Source organism: Microbacterium sp. LMI12-1-1.1, assembly GCF_040676455.1.
Lineage (GTDB): Bacteria > Actinomycetota > Actinomycetes > Actinomycetales > Microbacteriaceae > Microbacterium.
On the sequence record NZ_JBEGIA010000015.1, the window covers coordinates 1 to 23,327 of the forward strand.

Below are 23,327 nucleotides of genomic sequence, written 5' to 3' on the forward strand. Positions count from 1 at the left end.
CCGAACCCGGAAGCTAAGCCTCTCAGCGCCGATGGTACTGCAGGGGGGACCCTGTGGGAGAGTAGGACACCGCCGGACACCCATTCACGCAATGGCCACCCCTGATGGGGTGGCCATTGCGCGTTAAGGGCATCATTGGCCTCGGTAGACTCGGGGGATGCCCGCGCTCGATCTGTCGCTTTCCTCTGCTGAACTCACTCGCATCATCTGCGACACTCCGAGCGAATCGGGCGAGGAGAAACTCCTCGCCGATGCGATCTTCGCGGAGATCTCGGCACTCGATCACCTCGAGGTGTACCGCGACGGCGACACGATCGTCGCCCGCACGAACCTCGGTCGCGCGCAGCGCGTCGTGATCGCCGGGCACATCGACACCGTCCCGATCAACCGCAACGTCCCGACGAAGGACGTCGAGATCGAGGGGCAGCCCTTCATCTGGGGCCGTGGCACCGTCGACATGAAGGCGGGCGTCGCTGTCCAGCTCAAGCTCGCCGCCGAGCTGATCGCTCCCCGCGTCGACATCACCTGGATGTGGTACGACCACGAAGAGGTCGACGCCGACCTCAACGGGCTCACCCGATTGGCGCGCACGCGCCCTGACCTCTTCGCCGGCGACTTCGCGATCCTCGGCGAACCGTCGAACGGCGAGGTCGAGGGCGGCTGCAACGGCAATCTCCGCGCGATCGTTCGCACGCACGGCGTTCGCGCCCACAGCGCGCGGGCCTGGATCGGTGAGAACGCGATCCACAAGGCGGCGCCCGTCCTCGACCGGCTCGCCGAGTACGCGCCGCGCGATGTCGCGGTCGAGGGTCTCGTGTACCGTGAGGGCCTCAATGCCGTCCGCATCGGCGGCGGCGTCGCCGGCAACGTGATCCCCGACCTCTGCGAGGTGGAGGTCAACTACCGCTTCGCTCCGAGCCGCGATGCGGTTGAGGCCGAGGCGCACGTGCGCGAGGTGTTCTCCGGCTTCGAGGTCGACGTCGTCGATGTGGCGGCCGGCGCGCGACCCGGCCTCGACGCTCCGCTGGCGCAGGAGTTCCTCGCCGCGGTCGGCGCCGAACCGCGTCCGAAGTACGGATGGACCGATGTGGCCCGCTTCAGCGCGCTGGGTGTGCCGGCCGTGAACTATGGCCCGGGAGACCCGCACCTCGCCCACCACGATGAGGAGCGGGTGCCGGTGGCTCAGATCGAGGCGGTCGAGCAGGGCCTGCGGGCGTGGCTGGCGACCAGCTGACCGCCGATCCCGCCCCCCGGCGCTCGAGGGGCCGCATCGCCCTGCGGGTGGCGGCGATCTACCTGGGGGCGCGCCTGATCACCACGCTTTTCCTGTTCCTCGCGGCCGAGCTGTCAGGTTTCCAGAGCCGGATGGGTGCGGATGCGGGTCTCGGAGACACTGTCGTCGCGTGGGATGGCACATGGTACTGGCTGGTGGCGATCTCGGGCTACCCGAGCTCGCTCCCGCTGACCGATTCCGGGCAGGTGGCCGAGAACGCATGGGCGTTCCTCCCGCTGTACCCCTACCTCGCGCAGGCGGTCGCCTTGCCGTTCGGCGGGCAGTGGGGGACGGGCGCCGTGATCGTATCGCTCATCGCGGGGTACGGTGCATCCCTCGCCCTCTACAGTCTGCTGCGGATCCGCCTCGATGAGGTGGCGACGCTGTGGGCGGTGGCGTTCTTCGCCAGCGGGCCGCTCGCGGCGCTGTTCCAGATCGGCTATGCCGAGTCGCTCAACCTCTTCTGGCTGTTCTGCGCGCTCTGGTGCGTGGTGCGGCGTCGTTACGGCTGGCTGTATCTGCTCATTCCGCTGATGGCGTTCACGCGTCCCGGCGTGCTGGCGTTCTCGCTGTTCCTGGCGCTCTTCGGCATCTGGAGGTGGTTCCACAGGACGAGGGAACCCCTGCGCGGCGCCGAGATCACCCACATCATCGCGCTGGGCCTGCTCGCCGCCGTCGCAGGCTTCGCGTGGCAGTTCATCGCCGGCTGGGTGACCGGTGAACCTGACGCCTACCTCGCGACCGAGCTCGCCTGGCGTCGCAACTGGGTGCCGGGAGACCCGTCCTTCGCACCCTTCGAGCCCTTCTTCGCCGGGGTGTCGTTCTGGTTCGAGACGATCTGGCGCCTGCCTCTCGCCCTCGGCTACGCCCTCGCCGGCGCCGGCGTGCTGCTGATGGGCGCTGCCCTCGCCTTCCTGCCGCAGGTGCGCCGGCTGGGCGTCGAGATCCGGCTGTGGAGCGCGAGCTATCTCGTGTACCTGCTGCTGGTCTTCTTCCCGCAGTCGAGCATCTTCCGGCTGCTCGTGCCGCTCTCCCCGTTGTGGGGCGCCTTCGCCGTGCCGCGGTCGCGCGTCTGGCGCGTCGGGGTGCTCCTGGTGTGCCTGATCGGGCAGTGGTGGTGGATCTACAACATGTACGCACTCGGCAACAGCACCTGGCAGGTGCCATGACGCGACATGACGGATGCCGCTTTCCCCAGGCGTGCCCGGGGCCCGTGCCCTCACGATAAACTTGACCTGCAGACCATCGATGAAAAGGAGCCGCAATGGCAGCCATGAAGCCGAGAACCGGAGACGGGCCGATGGAGGCCGTGAAGGAGGGTCGACTCATCATCGTGCGCGTGCCGCTCGAAGGAGGCGGTCGCCTGGTCGTCTCGGTGAACGACGCTGAGGCCAAGGAGCTCTACGACGTACTGGGTGGCGTCGTCAACGCCGCGTAGTGGCACGTTGCGCGAATGGCCGGTCCCGACGGGACCGGCCATTCGCGTTTCTGCCGAGATTTCAGGTGAGGGCGATGGTGGTGAGCTGCAGCAGCCCCTCGCCCGTGATCGACAGCGCTCCGATCACGGCGGGCGATGCCTGTGTCTCCTGGATGAGCGAGCGGTAGGCGGTGGTCACCGGGTCCCGGCGGACCGGGTCGGCGACGCCGCCGCCGGCGAGGACGCGGGGGACCAGCACGGTGCCACCGGCGCGCACCAGGCGAAGGCCGTGCTCCACGTACTCGATCACGCCATCGGGATCGGCGTCCACGAGCACGATGTCGTAGGACGCCTCGTTCATGCGGGGCAGCACCTCTGCGGCGCGGCCGGTGATGAATCGTGCGCGGGCCGGAGGGATCCGCGCCTCGGCGAAGGCCTGACGCGCGGCGCCGAGGTGCTCCGGCTCCTTGTCGATGGTGGTGAGGGTGGCACGGGGCGAACCGTGCAGCAGCCAGAGACCGGAGACCCCCGCGCCCGTGCCGATCTCGACGATGTTGAGCGCCTGGGACGCGGCGGCGATGACGGCGCACTGCGCGCCGATGGCGGGACTGATCGGCGCGGCGCCGAGTTCGAGCGCGTGCGCCCGAGCTCGCGCGATGTGCTCCGGCTCGCTCGTCGCCTCATCGACGAACCGCTGGTTCGCGTTCTGCTCTCCCATCGGCATCCCTCCGTCCGCCAGCCTACGCGGCCCCGCGGCGCTGACCGCTCAGGCACGGCGGTAATCTGAAGGCATGATCTTCGGCCTCACGATCGAGAAGCTTCTGCTGATCGGACTCGTCGCGGCACTCATCCTCGGACCCGAGCGTCTGCCGCGGTATGCGGAGTCCCTCGCGGGACTGACGAAGCGGGCGCGGGAGTGGGTGACAACCGCGCGCACGCGTGTGCGCGACGAGATGGGCGAGGACTTCGACGACGTCGACTGGCGCACTCTCGATCCGCGCCAGTACGACCCCCGGCGCATCATCCGCGAGGCTCTGCTGGACGATGCGCCGGTTGCCGGTGTCGCCGCCGCAGCGCAGGCCGCACCCGCACCGACGCCCCCGACCACACCGGTGGCGTCGCCCTTCCGCGGTCCGGCAGGCGGGCCGACGCCCTACGACACAGAGGCGACCTGACGCCGTGCGGGTGTCACCGCGGACGGAACGGGAGCGAGCGTCCTGACAGACCCCGCGGCGTGCGCGCCAGTTCTGTGGCGATGCGGGCGATGACCTCGGACGCGGGATCATCGGGGTGTGCAAGGACGGCCGGGATGCCGGCATCCGCGTCCGCCCGCAGCGTCGGGCTGAGCGGCACCGAGCCGAGGAGCGCAACCTCTGCATCGGGCTGAGACAGCGCCGTGGCGACCGCGGCGCCGCCTCCGGCGCCGAAAAGATCGAGCGTCGTGCCGTCGGGGAGAGTCAGGGCTGACATGTTCTCGATCACGCCGATGACCCGCTGGCCCGTCTGACGCGCCACCAGGCCGCTCCGCACAGCGACATCCGAGGCGGCGGTCTGCGGCGTGGTCACGACGAGCACCTCGGCGTTGGGCAGCAGCTGGCCGACCGAGATCGCGACGTCGCCGGTGCCCGGCGGCATGTCGAGCAGGAGCACATCGAGATCGCCGAAGTACACATCGGTGAGGAACTGCACCACCGTGCGGTGCAGCATCGGCCCGCGCCACGCGACGGCGCCGACCGGGCTGTCACCGTCCCGCCCGCGCAGGAACATTCCGATCGAGATCACCTTCACGCCGTGCGCGACGGGCGGCAGCATGAGGTCGTCGACGCGCGTGGGCTGCGGCACGCTGCCGTCGGCCGCCACGAGACCCAGCTGACCGGGGATCGAGAAGCCGTGCACGTCGGCGTCGACCAGCCCGACGGCCAGGCCCCGCTCAGCGAGCGCCGCGGCGAGGTTCGCGGTCACGGTGGACTTGCCGACACCGCCCTTGCCGCTGGTGACCGCGATGACACGCGTGAGCGTACCGGGGCCGAACGGCATCTCCCGGGCACGGCCGCCGCGGAGACGTTCGGTGAGCGCGTGCCGCTCGGCCGGGGTCATCACGCCCACATCGAGGGCGACATCCGTGATGCCCGGAACGGATGCCGCGGCCGCGCGCACGTCCGAGGCGATGCGGTCGGCAGCCGGGCACCCGACGATGGTCAGGGCGATCGCGACGTGCGCGACGCCGTCCTCCACGGAGATATCGCGGACCATGTCGAGCTCGCCGATCGGACGGCGCAGCTCCGGATCCGAGACAGCGCCGACGGCGGTGCGGACGGCGTCCGCGTCCGTGGAGACGCTCATCTCGTGGCGCCCTCGTCGACCTCGGGGCTGTTGTCGAGCTTCTCGAGCAGGGCGCGCAGCTCGGTGCGGAGCACCTCGCGTGTCACGACCTGGTCGGCGAAGTCGTTGACAGCCATGCGCAGCGCCACCACCTCGCGTGCGAGGTACTCCGTGTCGGCGAGGTTGCGCTCGGCGCGCTGACGGTCCTGCTCGATCTGGACCCGGTCGCGGTCGTCCTGCCGATTCTGCGCCAACAGGATCAGGGGCGCCGCATACGACGCCTGCAGGGACAGGATCAGCGTCAGCAGCGTGAAGTTCGTCGCGGCCGGGTCGAACTGCAGCTGCGGGGGCATGAAGATGTTCCACGCCAGCCACAGGGCCACGAAGACGGTCATGCCGATGAGGAAGCCCGACGTACCCATCGCGCGGGCGAACGCCTCGGAGAAGCGCCCGAACCTGTCGCTCGACGGCTGCGGGCTGCGCTGCAGCATGCCCGAGCGGCCGCGGGGCGCGTCGAGTGACGGCTGGCGGTTGCTGCGTGCCATCAGCGCCTCCTGCCGGTGCTCTTGCGCGTGCCGAAGGTCAGCGTGCTCGCTGTTGTCGTCGGCACGGACTCGGACGCCGGGCGTCGTTCGTCATCCTCCGCATCGTGAGATCGCCAGTCCTCGGGCAGCAGGTAGTCGAGCACGTCGTCGACGCTGACCGCGCCGACCAGCCGGTGAGCGGGATCCACGACGGGAAGCGAGACGAGGTTGTACGACGCGAGGAGCCGGGCCACCTCGGCAGCCGATGCGGTGGCGGGCACGGGGTCGAGCGTGTCGTCGATGATCGCACCGAGGCGCTCGTGCGGCGGGTAGCGCAGCATCCGCTGGAAGTGCACGGTGCCCAGCAGCCTTCCCGTCGGCGTCTCGTAGGGCGGCAGCGTCACGAAGACCGCGGCCGCCAGCGCGGGGTGCAGCTCGTGGCGCCGGATGAGGGCGAGTGCCTCGGCGATGGTCGCGTCGGCGGACAGCACGATCGGCTCGCTCGTCATGAGACCGCCCGCGGTGTCGGAGGCGTACTTCAGCAGCGCGCGGACGTCCTCCGCCTCCTCGGGCTGCATGAGCTCCAGCAGCTCCTCGCGCTGGTCCTCGGGCAGCTGGCCCAGCACGTCGGCGGCATCATCGGGTTCCATGGCATCGAGGATGTCGGCGGCGCGCTCGTCGTCGAGCGCCTCGAGGATGTGCACCTGCTCGTCCTCGGGCATCTCTTCCAGCGCGTCGGCGAGTCGATCGTCGGGGAGCTCTTCGACGACCTCGAGAAGCCGATCTTCGGGGAGGTCGAGCAGTGTGTTCGCCAGGTCGGCGGGGCGCAGCTCGGAGTAGGTCGCGACCAGCTGTTCGGCCGACTGGGCCTCGCCCGGCACCTGGCTCTCGCGCACCGCGTCCCAGTTCGCGAAAGTCGTCGGCCCCTTGGCGAAGGGCGAGGCGCTCGTCTTCGGCTTGCGCAGGAAGAGCTGTCCGACATCCCACTCGCCCAGGCGGTTGCGCTCGATGGCGACGTCTTCGATCACGGCCGTGCCGGAGCCGTCGGCGAAGAACACCTTGCGGCCGAGCATCTCGGCCATCACGCGCACCTCGCCGCCGCGCTGCTGGAAGCGGCGCACGTTGATGAGGCCGGTGGTGATGACCTGGCCGGTGGCGATGGAGGTGACGCGTCCGATCGAGACGAAGACATGGCGACGCCCGGGGATCTCCACGACGAGCCCGATCACGCGGGGCGGATCATCTTTTCGATAGATGACGACGACATCGCGGACCTTGCCGAGACGGTCGCCGGCGGGGTCGAAGACCGAGCACCCGGAAAGGCGCGCGACGAAAACCCTCTGCGTGCTCACACGTCCCAGCGTAGTCCGCGTGCCATGGGAGGATGGGGAGATGACCATGATGGGAGGGCGCTCTCCGCAGGGTTCCGACGCGGTCGGCCAGACCGTGGCGAGCTTCCCGACGTACGAGGCTGCGCAGAAGGCGGTGTCGTCGCTGATCGCGGCCGACATCCCGGCGCGCGACATCGCGATCGTGGGTCAGGGGCTCCGTTCGATCGAGCGGATCACGGGTCGCCTCGGCTACGCGTCGGCGGCGCGTTCCGGTGCCGTGAATGGGCTCCTCCTCGGACTGCTGTTCTCCGCGATCCTGGTGATCGGATCCCCGTCCGTGCCCATCCAGGCCTTCGTCGGGGTGCTGTTCGTGGGCATCGCGATCGGCATGCTGCTGAGCATCGTCACGTACTCGTTCGTGCGCCGCCGCCGCGACTACGCGTCGGTGATGCAGGTCGTCGCCGACCACTACGAGGTCACCGTGACCGACAACAGCGTGCATCGCGCACGTCAGGTGCTCGGCCCCCAGACCGGAGTGACGCCGGCCGCGCCTGCGGCGTCAGCCGCTCCGACGTCGCCCGCCGCGCCTGCTGCGTCCGCTCCCGCGGCGGCGGCCGCGGAGCCGCCGCGGTACGGCGAGCGGGTCGTGCCGAACACGGATGCCGCGCCGCGGGAGGAACCGCAGCCGTCGGCGCCGGAGCAGCCCGCCGCAGACGCCCTCGCCGGTGAACCGGCGGGGGCCTCCGGCGCGCCGGCGGATGCCGCCGATCCGGACGGCGCCCCCGCAGAACCGGCAGACGGCTCCGAGCGGGATTCCGTCGACGCGACGAAGGAATCGCGCGCCGGCGACAGCGAACGCGCATGAGCGCAGGCGGGGACTCCTCGCGGATCGCCGTCGCGCTCCCGAACGCAAGCGCCGACATCTCGATCGACCTCGTGGCGCCGGCGGCGCCCTGGGCGTTCGCCGGCCTCGCGCACGGTGCCGGCGCCGGCTACCGGCATCCGTTCCTGACCGGGTTCGCCGACGCGCTCGCGCGCGAAGGCGTCGCCACGCTGCGCTTCAACTTCCCCTACGTCGAAGCGGGACGACGGATGCCGGGTCCCGCGGCTCACGCCGTCGCAACGTGGGCGGCAGTGCACGACGCTCTGGTGAAGAGCGCGGATGGGGCACCGGTCTTCGCGATGGGCAAGTCGTACGGCGGGCGCATGGCGTCGATGGCCGCTGCGGAAGGTGTGATCGATCCGTCGGGGCTGGTCTACCTCGGTTACCCGCTCCATCCGCCGGGGAGCCCCGACAAAGCCCGCACGGCGCACCTGCCGGATGTGCCGCAGCCGCAGCTGTTCGTCGAGGGCACCAAGGATCCCTTCATCGATCCCCATGACCAGCTGGACGCGGCGGTCGCCACGTGCCGCCGGGCCGAGATCGCGTGGATCGAGGGCGGCGGCCACTCCTTCGAGGTCAAGGGCCAGAAGCGCCCGCCGGCCGAGATCGCCGCCGACCTCGTCCCTCGGGTCGTCGCGTGGATGCGCCGGATTCACTCCGGGGCAGGACCCACGTAGCGGCCCCGGGGCCGCAGGCGCATCGGGCGCTCGTCGTACTCGTCGATCGCGTGGGTGATCCAGCCGGCGATGCGGCCGACCGCGAAGACGACGGCGCCGGCATCCTCGGGCATCTGCGCCCAGAGCACGAGCGCGGCCAGCGCCAGGTCGAGGTTCGGTCGTGCGTCGGCGCGACGTGCCACTTCACCGGCGACCGCGTCGACCGCCGCCATGACGTCGGCGCTGCCGGGCGCCTCCCGCAGCAGCTCCAGCAGAACGGCAGCCCGCATGTCTCCGCCGGCATACAGCGCCTGGCCGAACCCGGGGATGCCGCGCCCGCCGTCGCGCACGGCACGGGCGATCGCCGAGGGCGCCGGATCCCCCTCGGTCACGGCGCGCAGCATGCGGACGGCGGCGCGGCTCGCCGTGCCGTGCAAGGGCGCGTCGAAGGCACCCAGCGCGGCCGTGACGACGGCGTAGCCGGATGCCCGCGCCGAGGCCGCGACGCGCGCGGCGAGCGTCGAGACCGCGAGGTCGTGATCGATCACGAGGATGAGCGCGGCATCGAGCAGGCGGCGGCCGTGCGGGTCGTCGGACGCGGCCAGCGCGCGCCACAGCGTGGAGGCGATCGCGTCGGCGTCGCCCTTCGGCGCGAGAGACGCGGGAAGGCCGGTGAGCAGTCGCGCACCGACGCGGATGAGCTGTGACGGGTCCGGGTCGTCGCGTAGGGGATCGGTGGCGCCCAGTGCCGTGACGGCGACGAGCACGCGATCCAGCGATGACGCGGTCTCGCCCAGGGCGGCGATCGTACGGCGCGCCACGGCGAGGTCGTCGTCGGAGGGACTCCGCAGCGACGGCACATCCCAGAGCCAGGCGACGACGTCCTCGAACGACTGCTCGCGTGCGAGGCGCGCGGCCGACCGCTCCCGGTAGTGCAGTCGGTCGTCGTCGATGTGGGCGAGGCTCGTGTCGAGCACCATGAGGGGAGTCCCCGCCACGGCGGTTCCCGGCGCCGCGGCGGGCGAACGGCGGCGCCGTCGCGCGAACGCCTCGACCTCGAGCGGATCGAACGACGAGCCGGCGGCGTCCCGCTCGCGCGAGAGGAGCCCTCGCGACACGTAGGCGTACAGCGACTCCGGTTTGACGCCCAGGCGCGCGGCCGCTTCCACAGCGGTGAGGCGCGGAAGATCGCCCATGATGTTGATCCGATCAAGATTGACGAAAGCGTGATCAAGTTCCGACACTGACTGTAGCGGTATTCGCCCGTCCGACATCCCGGACGGGCTGCCGGGAACGACAGGGAGCCGACATGAGCACGACGACACAGTCCGCCACGAGGGACGTCCCGCGAGGTCTCGCCGGCGTCATCGTGGCCGAGACGACCGTGAGCGATGTTCGCGGCGCCGAGGGCTTCTACCAGTATCGGGACCGCTCGGCGATCGAGCTGGCGGCGTCGGCGACGTTCGAGGACGCGTGGCAGCTGCTGGTGACGGGCGAGCCGGCGACGGGCGCCTCCCGAGCAGCCTTCGCCGCCCGTGTCGCCGCCTCGGCGGAGCGGCGGGGCGACATCGAGGCGGTCGTCGACGCGGTCGCATCCGCGACGCCCGACGTGCTGGCCGGCCTCGCTGCGGCATGGCCGCTGCTCGGCGCGCGGCGCCGCATCCGCCCGCTCTACGACCTCGACGAGGACCAGCGCCTCGACGACGCGATCGCATTCGGCGCGTCGACGCCCGTGATCGTCGGCGCGCTGTGGCGGCGGGGCCGCGGGGAGGCCGTGCTGCCCGCGCTCGACGGCCGCGGCGTCGTCGCGAACTACCTGCACCAGGTGACCGGCACCGAGCCCGACGACGAGACCGAGCGCGCGCTCACTGCGTATCTGATCGCCGTCATGGACCACGGATTCAACGCCTCGACGTTCACCGCGCGGGTCATCGCCTCGACGGGAGCGGATGCCGCCGCTTGTCTGGTCGGCGCACTCGGCGCCCTGACCGGACCGCTGCACGGCGGTGCACCGTCGCGCGCGCTCGACGGGCTGGACGACGTGGGAAGCGCCGAGCGCATCGAGCCGTGGATCCGCGGCGAGCTCGCGGCCGGGCGCCGGCTGATGGGCTTCGGCCATGCCGTGTACCGCACGGCGGATCCACGGGCTGAGCTGATGAAGCGCGTCGCCCTGCGCACCGGCGGTCCGCGCGTCGAACTCGCGGCGCGATTCCAGGAGACGGCCGAACGGGTGCTCGCCGAGGCCAAGCCCGGCCGCGAACTGCACGCGAACGTGGAGTTCTGGGCGGCGCTGGTCATGGAGCGATGCGGGCTGCCGCGATCGATGTTCACGCCGACCTTCGCGGTCGCCCGCACCATCGGGTGGACGGCGCACATCCTCGAGCAGGCGCGGGACCCGAAGATCATCCGGCCGTCGGCGCGCTACGTCGGCCCGCAGGTGCGGGCGGCCGCCTGACCCGAGACCGGTGGGGCGGCGATGCGCCGGTGCGGGGCCTACCGACCGGCGGCGTACCCCTGCAAGCCGCGAGGATTGGCGGCGCCCCAGACGACGCCGGTGGCGGCATCGCGTCCCACCGCCGAGACCCTGCCGAGCGCCCAGTCGCCCGCGCGCGTCACGACGTGTCCCCGGCGCTCGAGGCCTTCGATCAGGGCATCGCCCAGGCGGTTCTCGACGACGGCACCGGCCGGCGTCCACGTGCGCGGCCAGAACGACTCGGGCAGAGACGTCGTGTGCAGCGCGGGCGCGTCGATCGCCTGCTGCGGCGAGTAGCCGCCGACGATGATCCGCAGGAGCGCCAGCAGCTGCCACTGATCCTGCTGGTCGCCGCCGGGGGAGCCGATCGCGAACTCCGGCACGCCGTCGCGCAGGACGAGCGTCGGCGTGAGCGTGGTGCGCGGCCGCCGTCCCGGCGCGAGCGAGGACGGGTGCCCGGGCTCGAGCCAGGTCATCTGCAGGCGCGTGCCGAGACAGAAACCGAGCGCGGGGATCGCCGGCGACGACTGCAGCCAGCCGCCCGACGGGGTCGCCGAGACGATGTTGCCCCAGCGGTCGATGACGTCGAGGTGACACGTGTCGCCCCGGGTCTCACCGGACGACGACACCCTCGGCTGGGCGGGCGCGACGGTCGGCTCGCCGGTGCCGAGCGCCGGAGCGTCGTACGTCGTGCGCAGCGGTGGGCGGAACGCCGTGCGCCCGGGCAGCGAGCCCGGCCGGAACTGCGCCGAGGCGGTCTCGGTGATCAGCGAGCGCCGCGCGTCGAGGTATTCGGCGGACAGCAGCGCGTCGAGGTCGACGTCGTCATCGCCGAACCAGCCGTCGCGGTCGGCGTAGGCGAGCTTCTGCGCCTCGAGGATCGTGTGCGCGCCGGCCTCCTGCGACGGATCGAGAAGGTCATCGGCGAGGGGCTCGAGCAGACCGAGCGTCTGCAGGAGCGCCGGCCCCTGCGTCCAGGCGCCCGCCTTCGCGATCGTGCGCCCGCGGAACTCCCGCGTCACAGCCGGCTCGTAGCCGGCGTCGAAGCCGGCGAAGTCGTCGGCCGTGATGACGCCCGCGTGTGCGCCGCCGTCCGAGTGCCGGTGCGGCCGCGCGAGGAATGCCGACGCCTCGTGCGCCACGATCCCGGTCTTCCACTCCCGCCGTGCGGCGTCGATGCGGGCGGCGCGGCCCACCGGACCGTCGTCGCGCACGGTGCACGACGCGTGCACCAGCCCGTCGAGGACGGCGGCGTACGCCGGATTGCGCATGACCTGCCCGGCAGCGGGCGGCTGTCCGTCCGGCATCCACAACTCGGCCGAGGTCGTCCAGTCATCCCGGAACAGCTCGGCCACGCGAGCGATGGTCGCGGCGGCGCCCGCCACCAGCGGGTGCCCGTCTCGGGCGTAGCCGATCGCGTACGCGAGCACGTCGGCGAGCTCCCATGTCCCGTGGTCGCGCAGCAGCAGAAGCCAGGCGTCGACGGCGCCGGGCACCGCCGCCGCAAGGCCACCGGCGCCGGGAACGAGATCGAGGCCTTCGTCGCGATAATGGGCGATCGTCGCACCCGCGGGCGCGGGCCCCTGGCCCATGAGCACCGTCGGGGCGGTCGCGTCCGCGGGCTGGAAGATCGCGACGAGGTCGCCACCGGGGCCGTTGAGGTGCGGTTCGACCACGTGGAGCACGAAGGCCGCGGCGACCGACGCGTCGAACGCGTTGCCGCCCCGCTCCAGCACCGCCTGCGCGGTGGCCGTCGCAAGCCAGTGGGTCGACGCCGACATGCCGAACGTCCCGGTCAGTGTCGGGCGCGTCGTGAACGACGCCGGAGCGGTGTAAGCCACGGGCTCAGCGCCCGCCGGCCGCGATCCAGGCCTCGACCTCGTCCGCGGTCCGCGGGATGGCGGACGACAGGTTGACGGGCCCGTCCTCGGTCATCAGGATGTCGTCCTCGATGCGCACGCCGATGCCGCGGTACTCCTCGGGAACGGTGAGATCGTCGATCTGGAAGTAGAGCCCCGGCTCGATCGTGAAGACCATGCCGGCCTCGAGGATGCCGTCGTAGTACATGTCGCGGCGGGCCTGCGCGCAGTCGTGCACGTCGATGCCCAGGTGGTGGCTCGTGCCGTGCACCATGTAGCGGCGGTGGTGGCCGCCGTTGTCGGCATCCAGCGCTTCCTCGGCCGTCACCGGCAGCAGGCCCCATTCTGCGACCCGTGCCGCGATGACCTGCATGGCGGCCTCATGGACGGAGCGGAACTTCACGCCGGGGCGGGCCGCGGCGAAGGCGGCGTCGGCGGCTTCGCGCACCGTCTCGTAGACCTTGCGCTGCACGTCCGTGAAGCGGCCGCTGACCGGGAGCGTGCGCGTGATGTCGGCGGTGTAGAGGCTGTCGACCTCGACGCCGGCGTCGATCAGGATGAGATCGCCCGGCACCACGGCGCCGTCGTTGCGCGTCCAGTGCAGGTAGCACGCGTGGGGACCGGATGCCGCGATCGTGTCGTAGCCGACCGCGTTGCCGTCGCTGCGGGCGCGCTGATGGAACACGCCCTCCACGACGCGCTCGCCGCGGGGGTGCTCGACGATGGCAGGGAGGTTCGCGACGATGTCGTCGAAGCCGGAGGCGGTCACCTGCACGGCGAGCTCCATCTGCCCGATCTCGTACGCGTCCTTCACGAGCCTCAGCTCCGACACGAACCGCGCGAGGTCGTCGTCCTCGTCGAGGACGACATCGCCGTCGCCGGACTCGAAGTCGTCGATGTGCGCGGTCGCGAGTGCGAGATCCGCAGCGACGCCGGCAAGCGCCGGCCGGGGGCCGATCCAGAACTCGCCGATCGAGGCATCCGAGTAGAACTCGCTCGTCGTGCGGTCGGCGCGCTCGCGGAAGTACAGCGTGACGTCGTGGCCGCCCGACGATCGGGGTTCGAACACCAGCATGGCCCCAGGCTCGGAATCCGACGCCCACCCCGTGAGATGCGAGAACGCCGAGTGCGCCCGGAAGGGGTAGTCGGTGTCGTTGCTGCGCTGCTTCAGCTCACCGGCGGGGATGACCAGGCGCTTGCCGGGGAACGCTGCCGAGACCGCATCGCGGCGCCGCGCCGCGAAAGGCGCCTGCGGGCGCGCCGGGGGCGCGGTGTCGGGGCGCTCGGCCCATCCGGTGGAGATCGTGTCGAGGAAGCCCTGACCGAACGGCTGGCGCCGGTTGGTGCTGGTCGACGGCGGTGTGGCGGTATCCGTGGTGCTCGTGGCGCCGGTGGACTGCTCGCTGGCTGCGCTGCTCATGTGTCCCAGTCTCGCACGCGCGGGCGGCTGCGAGACAGGCTCAGCCGGCCGGCTCGTACTGGACGATCAGCGGGCGATGGTCGGATCCGGAGTCGTCGAGCGACCGCAGCACCAGCGACCCGGATGCGCGCCACTGGGGCGTGGCCATCACGTGATCGATGGGCGCGCCGAGGACGGCCGGCAGGTCGGCCGACCAGGTGCCCAGCGCTCCGTTGCCCGTCTCGACGGCGGCGTCGGTGCAGTGCCCGAGGGTGGCGCCGTCGAGCCCCAGACCCGTCATGTGGTCGACGGTCGCGTTGAAGTCGCCCGCCATGATCACGTTGCTGTCGCCGCACTGGTCCGCCAGCCACTGCAGGTCGTCGCGCCAGCTCTGCATATAGCTCGGTCTCGGCGCGACCGCGTGCACGGCGACCACGATGGGGCCCTCGCCCGAGACGGGCATCGCGACGGCGCTCGGCACGGTGGAGGTGTTGCTGGTGCCGTCGAGGGAGGACTCGATGACCGCGTAGTCGCCCAGGTCGGGCGAGATCAGCAGGGTCGTGGATCCGGCATCCCATTCCGTGGACGGATCCGAGGCGTGGTGCGCCCACATCCGGTGGCCGAGGTCGCGCATCGCGAGCGCGACGCTCTCACCGGTCTCGATGGTGGTCTCGGGCAGGGCCACGATGTCGGCATCCATCGCGACGGCGATCTTCGCGATGGTCTCGGGCGGCGTGGCCGGGCCGGCCGTGTTCCACGTCATCACCCGGACGCTGGCGTCGGTCTTGGCAGGCAGCGGGTCGGTGCCGAGGCCGCCGCGAGCCGACAGGACCGCGACGTTCGCCACCGTCGCGATTCCGGCGACGAGCGCGATCGACAGGGCCAGCGGCCGGATCGGCCGCGCGATCGCGAGAAGCAGCGCGAGCAGGGCGGCCGCGGCGAACGCGAGCGCGAGGATGCCGCGGAACGACACGATCTGGGCGATCGGGTAGATGCGCTCGACACGGAAGAAGCCGGGGAACGTGAGCACCGCTGCGGCGATCGCGCACAGCACGGTCACGAGGATCCCGAGCAGGCGAAGCACGTCCGCGACTCTATGCGAGCAGGCTGGGAGATCCGTCAGCGCACCGGGCGTGGCGCGTGGTAGCGCCCGCGCTACGCTCGGAGGATGCCCGGATCGTCCCGACGCCCGCTCCACACGTCGCCGACGCGGCGCGCGGAGCCTCGGGACACCGGCGCTCAGCGCTTCGAAGGACCGAGCGATCTGCACCTGCACTCCGCGAACTCCGACGGCACGCAGCCTCCCGCCGAGGTGATGGCGTCCGCGCATCGACACGGGGTGCGGACGGCGGCGCTCACCGACCACGACACCACCTCGGGATGGGCGGAGGCCGCCGACGCCGCGACATCGCTCGGCATGACCTTCATCGCGGGCATGGAGCTCTCGGCCCGCCACGAATGGCGCAGCGTCCACGTGCTGGCGTATCTGCCGGATCCCGACGAGCCGGCGCTGCGTGCCGAGACCACCCGCATCCGCTCATCGCGGCTGGATCGCGCCCGGCTCATGGCCGACCGGATCTCTCGCGACTACGACCTCGTGTGGGACGACATCCTCGAGCAGACGAGCGACGGGGCGACCGTCGGGCGGCCGCACATCGCCGACGCGCTCGTGGCCCGCGGCCTCGTGCGCGACCGTGCCGAGGCCTTCGCCGGAATCCTCAGCCCAGGCGGCGACTACTACGTCGCGCTGTATGCACCCGACCCGGTGACCGCCGTGCGGCTCGTCGCCGGCGCCGGGGGAGTGCCCGTCATCGCGCATCCTGCCGGTCGGGCCGGCCTGCTGCCGGTGCGGCTGATGGAGCGGATGCTGGATGCCGGCCTCGCCGGCTTCGAACTCGGACACCGCGAGAACCGGGAGCCGGCCCTCACCACGCTGCGCGACCTCTGCCGCGAGCGCGACCTCATCGTCACCGGCTCGAGCGACTACCACGGTCTGGGCAAGCCCAACCAGCCGGGCGAGAACACCACGAGCGACGACATGGTCGCGCGCATCATCGAGCGGGCGACGGGAAACGCCCCTGTCTACCCGTGAGGGCGGACAGAGGCGTCTCCGTGCGGTGCGTGCCGCAGCTCAGGTGATCAGCTCAGCGCCTTGGCCTTCAGCGCGTCGTACTCGGCCTGCGTGATCGTGCCGGCGTCGAGCAGACCCTTCGCCTTGGCGATCTCGTCGGCGGCGCTGGCGCCGCCCGAGCCCGCGACGGACTTGATGTAGGCGTCCTGGGCGCTCTGCAGCTCGGAGGCCTGCTTCGCGCTGCGCTGGGCCATGCCGTTGCCGCGTGCGATGAGGTAGACCAGCAGCGTGAGGAACGGGACGAAGATCAGGAAGATGATCCAGACCGCCTTCCACCACCCGTTCAGCTTGTGGTCGCGGAACAGGTCGCCGATGACGGCGAACAGGGCGAACAGGTACGCCATGAAGAAGAAGATCCAGAGGAACCACCAGATGATGTCCCAGAAGGAGCCCCAGAAGCCCTGGTACTCATATCCGGTGGTGACGGCATCGAGGATGTGCACGATACGCCTTTCTTGACTGCGAGGTTGCGGCGCCACGTGCGCCGCTTGCGCTCACCATAGCGCGGTCGCGATGCCGCATGACGGCACCGCGACCGGAGAAGACGAATCAGGCGCCGACCGTGGCGCCGCCCGCCGGCGCGGACCCGCCGCCGCTGCCGCCGCGACGGCGACGGCGCCGACGCGGCGCGGGCTTTCCGTCGTGGTGCTCCTTGCCGCCGCCGTCGTGGGTCCCGCCGCCGTCGGTGGAACGGTCGCCGTCGGTCGACGGTCCGCTCTGCTCCGCCGAGGCCGATGCGCCGCCGTCGACGGGCTCGAAGGTCGAGCCCACACGCTCGGAGTCGCCCCGGCGCCGGCGACGCCGGCGGCCCGGGGCCTGGCCGTTGGTCTCGACCTCTGCCGCGGCATCCGCTGCCCGTTCGGGCTGCACGCGGACGGCCTGGGTCTTCGGGGCGGTCACGATGCGCCCCTTCGTGCCGGCCGGGATGTCGAGATCGCTGAACAGATGCGGGCTGGAGGAATACGTCTCGACGGGCTCCGGCTGCCCGAACTCGAGCGCCCGGTTGATGAGGGCCCACTTGTGCAGGTCCTCCCAGTCGACGAAGGTGACCGCGATGCCCGTCTTGCCCGCGCGGCCGGTGCGGCCCGCGCGGTGCAGGTACGTCTTCTCGTCGTCGGGGATCGTGTGGTTGATGACGTGGGTGACGTCGTCGACGTCGATGCCGCGCGCCGCCACGTCCGTGGCGATGAGCACGTCCTTCTTGCCGGCCTTGAAGCCGGCCATGGAGCGCTCGCGCGCCTCCTGGCTCATGTCGCCGTGCACCGACGCGGTGTTGAAGCCGCGGTCGCCGAGCTCGTCGGACAGTCGCTGCGCCGCGCGCTTGGTGCGCGTGAAGATCACGGTCTTGCCGCGGCCCTCGGCCTGCAGGATGCGGGCGATGACCTCGTCCTTGTCGAGCGAGTGCGCGCGGTACACGAGGTGGTTGATGTTGGCCTGCGTGAGGCCCTCGTCGGGATCGGTCGCGCGGATGTGGATCGGGTTCGACATGAACCGGCGGGCCAGTGCGACGATCGGGCCGGGCATCGTCGCCGAGAAGAGCTGCGTGTGACGGATGGCCGGCACCTTCGAGAAGATCTTCTCGATGTCGGGCAGGAACCCGAGGTCGAGCATCTTGTCGGCCTCGTCCAGCACGACCTCGGTCGCGTGCGAGAGGTCGAGCAGCCGCTGGTTGTTCAGGTCGATCAGTCGGCCGGGGGTGCCGACGACGATCTGAGCGCCGGCCTTGAGCTGGTCGATCTGGCCCTCGTAGGCCTTGCCGCCGTAGATGGCGACAACGCTGGTCGGGCGCCCCGAGGTGAGCATGTCCATGTCTTCGTAGACCTGCACGCAAAGCTCGCGCGTCGGCACCACGATGAGCGCCTTGACGCCGGGCGCCGGTGTCGGACCGAGCCGCTGGACGACGGGGATGCCGAAGCCGAAGGTCTTGCCGGTGCCGGTCTTCGCCTGGCCGATGATGTCCTGGCCGGGGAGGCCGAGGGGGATGGTCTGCTCTTGGATGGGGAATGCGTCGACGATGCCCTTGGCGGAGAGCGCCTCGACGATGTCCTGATCAACGCCGAGTTCGGCGAAGGTCGTCACGATGTGTGCCTGTCCGGCAGTGAGATGCTGCCTGGGTTCTTGCCCGGGCGCGCTTCCGGCCTCGTCGAGGTCGCCGCGCGGGCGGAAGTGCGATCCACGCCCTTCTCTCCCACAGGCGCGGGCGCCCCGATCCGACGCCGGGGACGCTACCCACGATACCGGAGGTATCCGGCGCGGACACGTACGGGCCGCCGCCTCGTAGGCTTTCGTGCATGGTGAAGTGGTTCTGGCAGCGGCGGGAGACGGGCCGCAAGCTGCAGCTGCGCTCGCGCGACGAGCTGAGCGGCGGCAATCGTGTGGACTTCGAGGAGCTCGCTCCCGACATCGACACGTTCCTCGGTCAGGCCGCCTACCTGCAGCTGGGCTTCTTCGAGACGCTCACCGAGCTGATCCAGACGACTCCGGAGCTCGGGGAGAAGGAGGCGGTCTCGCGCGCCGCCGGCGCCGCGCTCACCAAGCACGAGGCGCTCGTCTCGCTCATCCGCGAGCGCGGCGACGATCCGACCGCGATCATGCGGCCGTTCCGCGAGCCGCTCGACGGCTTCCGCGCGGCGACCCACGGGGTCCGTTCGCAGGAGACGATGCTGTCGGTGCACATCACCGCGGGCATGCTCGACGACTTCTACCTCGCGCTGTCGGCGAGCTACGGCGACACCGGAGACCGCGTCGCCCGCATCCTCCAGGCCGACGACGACCGGCAGGCCATCGTGGAGCTGATCACCGAGACCATCGCGAGCGACCCCGAGTGGAAGTCGCTGCTGGCGCTGTGGGGCCGCCGGCTGGTCGGCGACACCCTGCTCATCGCCCGCGCCGCGCTGCGGCCGTTGTCACTGGGCCGTGCCGAGGAGCAGAAGGTCGAGCCCGTCTTCACCGAGCTCATGGCCGCCCACTCGCGTCGCATGGACGCGATGGGCCTCGCGGCCTGAACCGCCGGTGACACGCCGCGCGACTGCGCGGGCGTTCTCGTCCGTCGCGTCGGCGTCGGTCCGGTGTCAGCAGTGCTCCGCCAGGTCAGCCGATCCCGAGGCTGGTCTTCTCCCGCGCGTCGTGGGCGACGCGGACGCGGGAGATCGCGATGATCGCCGGGTAGGTGACGACGATCGGGACGATCAGCGCCGCGAGCCACGGCCACGGGGTGTCGATGCCGACGCCCACCCACGTCAGGATCGCCCACGCGAGGCCCGCCGAGACCGCGCCGATCATCGGGGCGAGCACGACGCCGCGCGTGAGGCGCTGGTGCAGCTGGAAGTGGATGCCGAGGCCGACGGCCGCGCCGACGATGAAGGCGATGAGGATCTGCACGTCGCGGGTCCGCTCAGGCGACGAAGCCGACGCGGCGGGACTCCTCGGAGCCGAGCTCGATGTACGCCAGGCCGGCGGTGGGGACGATGTACGAGTTGCCCTTGGCATCGGCGAACGTCACGTGCGTCGCGCCGGCGTCGAGCGCCGCGGCGACGGACTTCTTCACGTCGGCCGCCGGCTCGTTCGTCTCGAAGTTGAGCTCGCGGCCGGTGTTCGCGATGCCGATGCGGATCTCCACGTGACTGACCTCCTGCGCGGGGCGACGGTGTACTTGCCGAAAGGCTGAGGGCTCCCCGGACGCATGGCAACTCTACGACACCGCGGAGCGGCATCCGCCCGCCCTGGACACGCTCTGGGCGAACGGCCGATGTCGGCCGTGCGCGCTACCGTCGAAGGGTGACCCCGGGGAGCCAGCAGCGCGCGACGTACGCGCCGGACGCGTCTCAGAAGGCCGTCATGGTCCTTCCCGTCGAGGCATCGGGTGTCGTCGTCGGCGCCCCCGGAACGGGCAAGACCGAGACGCTGGTCGCCCGGGTGGCGGCACTCGTCGAGGCCGGCGTCGATCCCGACACCGTGCTCGTGCTCACGCCGTCCCGCCAGACCGCGACGGCCCTGCGCGACCGGCTCGGGCTCGCCGTCGAGGTGGCGACGACCGGTCCGCTCGCCCGATCGGTCGCGTCGTACGCGTTCCAGATCGTGCGGGCGCACGCGGTGGCCGTCGACGCCGACCCGCCGCAGCTTCTCACCGGTGGCGACGAGGACCAGATCATCCGGGATCTCCTGGAAGGCGACGAAGAGGACGAGGCTGCGGGTGCGGCGCGCTGGCCGGACTGGCTCGGCACGGCGATCCGCGGCACCGCCGGCTTCCGCACGGAAGTGCGCACCTTCCTCGCCGAATGCACCACGCTCGGCATCGGGCCGCAGCGCCTGCGCGAGCTGGGCGAGCGCCACGAGCTGCCCGCCTGGGTCGCGCTCTCCTCGTTCTTCGCCGAGTACCTGCAGGTGCGGGACGGCATGCGTGGCGCGCATCGGGATGCCGCGGGACTCGTCCGCGAGGCGGTCGGCCTGCTGCGCACGGCGCCGGCCGGCAGCCCTGCGGTCGACCGGGTGAGGGTGGTGCTCGTCGACGACGCGCAGGAGCTGACGCTCGGCGGTGTCGAACTGCTGGAAGCCGTGCGCGCGCGCGGTGCCGCGGTGCTCGCGTTCGGCGATCCCGATGTGGGCTCCGGCTCGTTCCGCGGCGCGACGCCCGAGAATTTCGCACGCCTGGCGGCGTCGCTCGGTGCGGTGCACGTGCTCGCCGGAGGGCATCGCGGCACCGGGTGGCAGCGCGAGCTCGTCGGGCGGGTCACCCAGCGCATCGGCGCGGTCGGCGTGGTCGCGCATCGCGGCGCCGCCTCCCACGCCGAGCCCGACGCGTCGGTGCGGGTGCTCACCCTGAACTCGACGGCGGAGGAGTACGACGCCGTCGCCCGCGTGCTGCGTGAGCGTCACGTGCACGACGGCGTGCCGTGGCGGGAGTGCGCCGTGATCGCCCACGACACGCGACAGGTCGCGGCGCTCGAGGCCGAGCTGTCGGCCAGAGAGGTGCCCGCGCGCTCGAGCGGCCCCGGCCGGGCGCTCGGCGCGGTGCGGCCGGTGGCAGATCTGCTGCGGCTCGTCGAACTCGCCTCCCGTGACGACTGGACCTTCGAGGACGTGTCTGCGGCGCTGGTCGGCACGTACGGGCGGCTCGACGTCATCGAGCTCCGCCGGCTTCGTTCGGCACTGCGCCATGCCGAGCTGCAGCGCGTGCTCGACGCCGACGCGGAGGAGGCGGAAAGCGCGCAGGGTGCCGAGCGCTCGGGGCGCGACCTGGTCCTGTCGGCGATGCGGCAGCCGCTGGAGTTCGACCTGCTCGACACGCGCGAGGCACGCCGCGCGGGCTCGCTCGCGCGCACCCTCCAGGCGCTGCGCGACGACCTGGACCGCGGCGCGACCGCCCACGAGCTGCTCTGGACGGCGTGGGACCGCAGCGGGCTCGCGCGCCCCTGGGCGGAGCTCGCGCGGGGGAACGGCCCTCTGGCCGAGCAGGCGCATCGCGACCTCGACGCCCTGGTCGCGCTGTTCCAGGCTGCGAAGCGTTTCGTCGAGCGCTCGCTCGACGCCGATCCGCGCGTGTTCGTGCGGTCGATCCTCGACAGCGGCGTCGCGGAGGACCGCCTGGAGGCTCCGACGCGCGACGACAGCGTCCGCATCATGACACCGGCGGGCGCCCTGGGCCTGGAGTTCGACACCGTCGTCGTCGCCGGTGTGCAGGACGGCGTATGGCCCAACACGCGCCTGCGGGGGAGCCTGCTCGATACCTGGCGACTGGCGGATGCCGCCACCCGCTCCGACGGCGAGACGCTGGGTGCCTTCGACCGCCGCCGCGCGGCGATGCACGACGAGCTGCGACTGCTCGCGCGCGCCCTGTCGCGCGCCACGGCCCAGGTGATCGTGACCGCCGTGAACGACGACGACACCGGCCCCAGCGTCTTCTTCGAGCTGCTGCCCGACCCCGAGCCGCTGGAGCTCGACCATCCGGTGTCATTGCGCGGACTCGTGGCACGGCACCGGAGGACGCTCACCCAGCAGGGATCGCGGGCGCTGACTGCGGCCGGGCCGCGCCCGGCCTCGCCACCGGCGGGACCTTGGGCGACCTCCGCGGCACGCGCCGCCGAACAGCTCGCCCTGCTGGCGGACGCCGGAGTCCCCGGCGCCGCCCCACGCGAGTGGTACGGCGTCTCCGGTCCGACGTCGATCGGTCCCCTCCGTGACCTGTCGCGAGAGGACGTGCGCGTCTCCCCGTCGCGCCTGCACGCCCTCGAGGAGTGCGAGCTGAACTGGGTCATCGCAGATCTCGGCGGCGACCCCGGTGGGACGACCGCGGGCCTCGGCACGATCATCCACGCGGCTCTCGAGCACGCCGCGGGCCACGACGAAGCGGCTCTCTGGGCCGAGGTCGAGGCGCGGTGGGGCGAGCTGACATTCGAGGCCGCCTGGCGTGACCGCGCCGAGCAGGCACGCGCGCGCGACCTGGTGCGCCGCCTGCACCTGTATCTCCGACGCTTCGACGACGCCGGCGGCACGTTGATCGGGGCCGAGCCCCACTTCGAGGTGCACATACCGCTGGTCGCCGGCGAGGTCGCACAGGGCCCGGACGCGACGCTTCCCGATCCGGCATCCGACACCACCGGTGCCGACCGCCACCGCGTGATCCTGTCGGGATACATCGATCGTGTCGAGCTCACGCCGGAGGGGACCGTGGTCATCATGGACCTCAAGACCGGCAAGCGCGAGCCGCAGACCGATGCCAAGGTGCTCGACAACCCGCAGCTCGCGGCTTACCAGCTGGCGTTCGAGTCCGGCGCGATCGCCGAGGCGAACGGACACCCTGCGGGCGGCGCGAAGCTTCTCGTCCTCCGCCCGACCGCGACGAAGTCCGACTACGCGACACCGTGGCAGCCACCGTTCGACGACGAGCGGAGGGATGCATTCCTCGGCCGGATCCGCACCGCCGTGGCGGTCATGCGAGGCGAGACCTTCACCGCTCCCTACGAGGAGCACTGCCGCGACGAGCACTCGTACGGACTGTGCCGCATCCACACGGTGGGCGCGGTGAGCGCCTCGTGACCGTCGTGCAGGGCGTTTCGACGC

At 71.6% G+C, this 23,327-nt stretch carries 22 protein-coding genes and 1 rRNA gene; 11 read left to right on the forward strand and 12 right to left on the reverse strand.

Going from position 1 to position 23,327, the window contains the following annotated elements:
- The 4 genes from rrf to MRBLMI12_RS13975 all read left to right on the forward strand — a co-directional run.
- Positions 1 to 78 (forward strand): 5S ribosomal RNA (gene rrf, locus MRBLMI12_RS13960); the annotation flags it as partial.
- Between the two features lie 79 nt (positions 79 to 157).
- Positions 158 to 1,234 (forward strand): succinyl-diaminopimelate desuccinylase, encoded by a 1,077-nt coding sequence (dapE, locus tag MRBLMI12_RS13965; protein WP_363357060.1) that lies wholly within the window; start codon positions 158 to 160, stop codon positions 1,232 to 1,234.
- Positions 1,216 to 2,442, forward strand: a complete 1,227-nt coding sequence (locus MRBLMI12_RS13970) for a hypothetical protein (RefSeq protein ID WP_363357061.1) — start codon at positions 1,216 to 1,218, stop codon at positions 2,440 to 2,442. The genes dapE and MRBLMI12_RS13970 overlap by 19 nt, the downstream gene beginning before the upstream one ends.
- A 95-nt stretch (positions 2,443 to 2,537) precedes the next feature.
- Entirely contained in the window at positions 2,538 to 2,711 is a 174-nt protein-coding gene (locus tag MRBLMI12_RS13975) for a DUF3117 domain-containing protein (RefSeq protein ID WP_019179788.1), read from the forward strand.
- 61 nt (positions 2,712 to 2,772) lie between these two features.
- On the opposite strand, the gene MRBLMI12_RS13980 is transcribed toward MRBLMI12_RS13975, so the two are convergent.
- Positions 2,773 to 3,408, reverse strand: coding sequence for an O-methyltransferase (locus tag MRBLMI12_RS13980; RefSeq protein ID WP_349427108.1), 636 nt, complete (start codon positions 3,406 to 3,408; stop codon positions 2,773 to 2,775).
- Positions 3,409 to 3,481: 73 nt separating this feature from the next.
- On the opposite strand from MRBLMI12_RS13980, the gene MRBLMI12_RS13985 reads away from it, so the two are divergent.
- Positions 3,482 to 3,865 carry a Sec-independent protein translocase TatB gene (locus MRBLMI12_RS13985; RefSeq protein ID WP_349427109.1) on the forward strand — a complete coding sequence of 128 codons (384 nt, stop codon included), beginning with the start codon at positions 3,482 to 3,484 and terminating at the stop codon, positions 3,863 to 3,865.
- A gap of 13 nt (positions 3,866 to 3,878) precedes the next feature.
- Here MRBLMI12_RS13985 and MRBLMI12_RS13990 read toward each other — a convergent pair whose 3' ends face one another.
- Genes MRBLMI12_RS13990 through MRBLMI12_RS14000 form a run of 3 tightly spaced genes read right to left on the reverse strand, consistent with a single transcriptional unit; the run spans position 3,879 to position 6,888 of the window.
- Positions 3,879 to 5,033, reverse strand: coding sequence for an Mrp/NBP35 family ATP-binding protein (locus MRBLMI12_RS13990; RefSeq protein WP_363357062.1), 1,155 nt, complete (start codon positions 5,031 to 5,033; stop codon positions 3,879 to 3,881).
- Positions 5,030 to 5,557: a DUF1003 domain-containing protein gene (locus MRBLMI12_RS13995; RefSeq protein ID WP_363357063.1), complete on the reverse strand. Its 528-nt coding sequence runs from the start codon at positions 5,555 to 5,557 to the stop codon at positions 5,030 to 5,032. The genes MRBLMI12_RS13990 and MRBLMI12_RS13995 overlap by 4 nt, the downstream gene beginning before the upstream one ends.
- A complete protein-coding gene (locus MRBLMI12_RS14000) occupies positions 5,557 to 6,888 on the reverse strand; it encodes a magnesium transporter (protein ID WP_363357064.1) in 1,332 nt (443 codons plus the stop codon). The genes MRBLMI12_RS13995 and MRBLMI12_RS14000 overlap by 1 nt, the downstream gene beginning before the upstream one ends.
- 40 nt (positions 6,889 to 6,928) lie before the next feature.
- Between MRBLMI12_RS14000 and MRBLMI12_RS14005 the strand changes: the two genes are divergently transcribed.
- A complete protein-coding gene (locus tag MRBLMI12_RS14005; protein WP_363357065.1) occupies positions 6,929 to 7,732 on the forward strand; it encodes a general stress protein in 804 nt (267 codons plus the stop codon).
- Positions 7,729 to 8,427 (forward strand): alpha/beta family hydrolase, encoded by a 699-nt coding sequence (locus MRBLMI12_RS14010; protein WP_363357066.1) that lies wholly within the window; start codon positions 7,729 to 7,731, stop codon positions 8,425 to 8,427. The genes MRBLMI12_RS14005 and MRBLMI12_RS14010 overlap by 4 nt, the downstream gene beginning before the upstream one ends.
- Here MRBLMI12_RS14010 and MRBLMI12_RS14015 read toward each other — a convergent pair.
- Positions 8,403 to 9,602, reverse strand: a complete 1,200-nt coding sequence (locus MRBLMI12_RS14015) for a citrate/2-methylcitrate synthase (RefSeq protein WP_363357067.1) — start codon at positions 9,600 to 9,602, stop codon at positions 8,403 to 8,405. The two genes, MRBLMI12_RS14010 and MRBLMI12_RS14015, sit on opposite strands and share 25 nt — an antisense overlap.
- Before the next feature lie 113 nt (positions 9,603 to 9,715).
- Here MRBLMI12_RS14015 and MRBLMI12_RS14020 point away from each other — a divergent pair, with 113 nt between their 5' ends.
- On the forward strand, positions 9,716 to 10,861 hold the full coding sequence (locus MRBLMI12_RS14020) for a citrate/2-methylcitrate synthase (RefSeq protein WP_363357068.1): 1,146 nt from the start codon (positions 9,716 to 9,718) through the stop codon (positions 10,859 to 10,861).
- A 38-nt stretch (positions 10,862 to 10,899) separates the two neighbouring features.
- On the opposite strand, the gene MRBLMI12_RS14025 is transcribed toward MRBLMI12_RS14020, so the two are convergent.
- From MRBLMI12_RS14025 to MRBLMI12_RS14035, 3 genes are read right to left on the reverse strand one after another with little or no spacing between them, the layout of a single operon-like run.
- Positions 10,900 to 12,720, reverse strand: coding sequence for a gamma-glutamyltransferase family protein (locus MRBLMI12_RS14025; RefSeq protein WP_363357069.1), 1,821 nt, complete (start codon positions 12,718 to 12,720; stop codon positions 10,900 to 10,902).
- Positions 12,721 to 12,724: 4 nt separating this feature from the next.
- Positions 12,725 to 14,158 (reverse strand): aminopeptidase P family protein, encoded by a 1,434-nt coding sequence (locus MRBLMI12_RS14030; RefSeq protein WP_363357070.1) that lies wholly within the window; start codon positions 14,156 to 14,158, stop codon positions 12,725 to 12,727.
- Positions 14,159 to 14,198: 40 nt separating this feature from the next.
- Positions 14,199 to 15,221, reverse strand: coding sequence for an endonuclease/exonuclease/phosphatase family protein (locus MRBLMI12_RS14035; protein WP_349427120.1), 1,023 nt, complete (start codon positions 15,219 to 15,221; stop codon positions 14,199 to 14,201).
- A gap of 84 nt (positions 15,222 to 15,305) precedes the next feature.
- Between MRBLMI12_RS14035 and MRBLMI12_RS14040 the strand changes: the two genes are divergently transcribed.
- The gene (locus tag MRBLMI12_RS14040; RefSeq protein ID WP_363357071.1) at positions 15,306 to 16,229 is read left to right on the forward strand and encodes a PHP domain-containing protein; all 924 of its coding nucleotides are present in this window, start codon (positions 15,306 to 15,308) and stop codon (positions 16,227 to 16,229) included.
- Between the two features lie 47 nt (positions 16,230 to 16,276).
- Here the strand turns inward: MRBLMI12_RS14040 and MRBLMI12_RS14045 are convergent, their stop codons facing one another.
- Both MRBLMI12_RS14045 and MRBLMI12_RS14050 read right to left on the reverse strand, forming a co-directional pair.
- A complete protein-coding gene (locus tag MRBLMI12_RS14045; protein WP_363357072.1) occupies positions 16,277 to 16,711 on the reverse strand; it encodes an SHOCT domain-containing protein in 435 nt (144 codons plus the stop codon).
- 106 nt (positions 16,712 to 16,817) lie between these two features.
- Positions 16,818 to 18,347, reverse strand: a complete 1,530-nt coding sequence (locus MRBLMI12_RS14050; RefSeq protein ID WP_349427124.1) for a DEAD/DEAH box helicase — start codon at positions 18,345 to 18,347, stop codon at positions 16,818 to 16,820.
- Positions 18,348 to 18,559: 212 nt separating this feature from the next.
- Here MRBLMI12_RS14050 and MRBLMI12_RS14055 point away from each other — a divergent pair, with 212 nt between their 5' ends.
- Positions 18,560 to 19,273 carry a ferritin-like fold-containing protein gene (locus MRBLMI12_RS14055; protein WP_363357073.1) on the forward strand — a complete coding sequence of 238 codons (714 nt, stop codon included), beginning with the start codon at positions 18,560 to 18,562 and terminating at the stop codon, positions 19,271 to 19,273.
- A gap of 85 nt (positions 19,274 to 19,358) precedes the next feature.
- Here MRBLMI12_RS14055 and MRBLMI12_RS14060 read toward each other — a convergent pair whose 3' ends face one another.
- Positions 19,359 to 19,649 carry a hypothetical protein gene (locus MRBLMI12_RS14060; RefSeq protein WP_363357074.1) on the reverse strand — a complete coding sequence of 97 codons (291 nt, stop codon included), beginning with the start codon at positions 19,647 to 19,649 and terminating at the stop codon, positions 19,359 to 19,361.
- A gap of 13 nt (positions 19,650 to 19,662) precedes the next feature.
- On the reverse strand, positions 19,663 to 19,887 hold the full coding sequence (locus tag MRBLMI12_RS14065; protein ID WP_045296833.1) for a DUF3107 domain-containing protein: 225 nt from the start codon (positions 19,885 to 19,887) through the stop codon (positions 19,663 to 19,665).
- Positions 19,888 to 20,105: 218 nt separating this feature from the next.
- Here MRBLMI12_RS14065 and MRBLMI12_RS14070 point away from each other — a divergent pair, with 218 nt between their 5' ends.
- Complete coding sequence (locus MRBLMI12_RS14070) at positions 20,106 to 23,303, forward strand: ATP-dependent helicase (RefSeq protein WP_414686230.1); 3,198 nt, start codon at positions 20,106 to 20,108, stop codon at positions 23,301 to 23,303.
- The last annotated feature ends 24 nt before the right edge of the window (positions 23,304 to 23,327 follow it).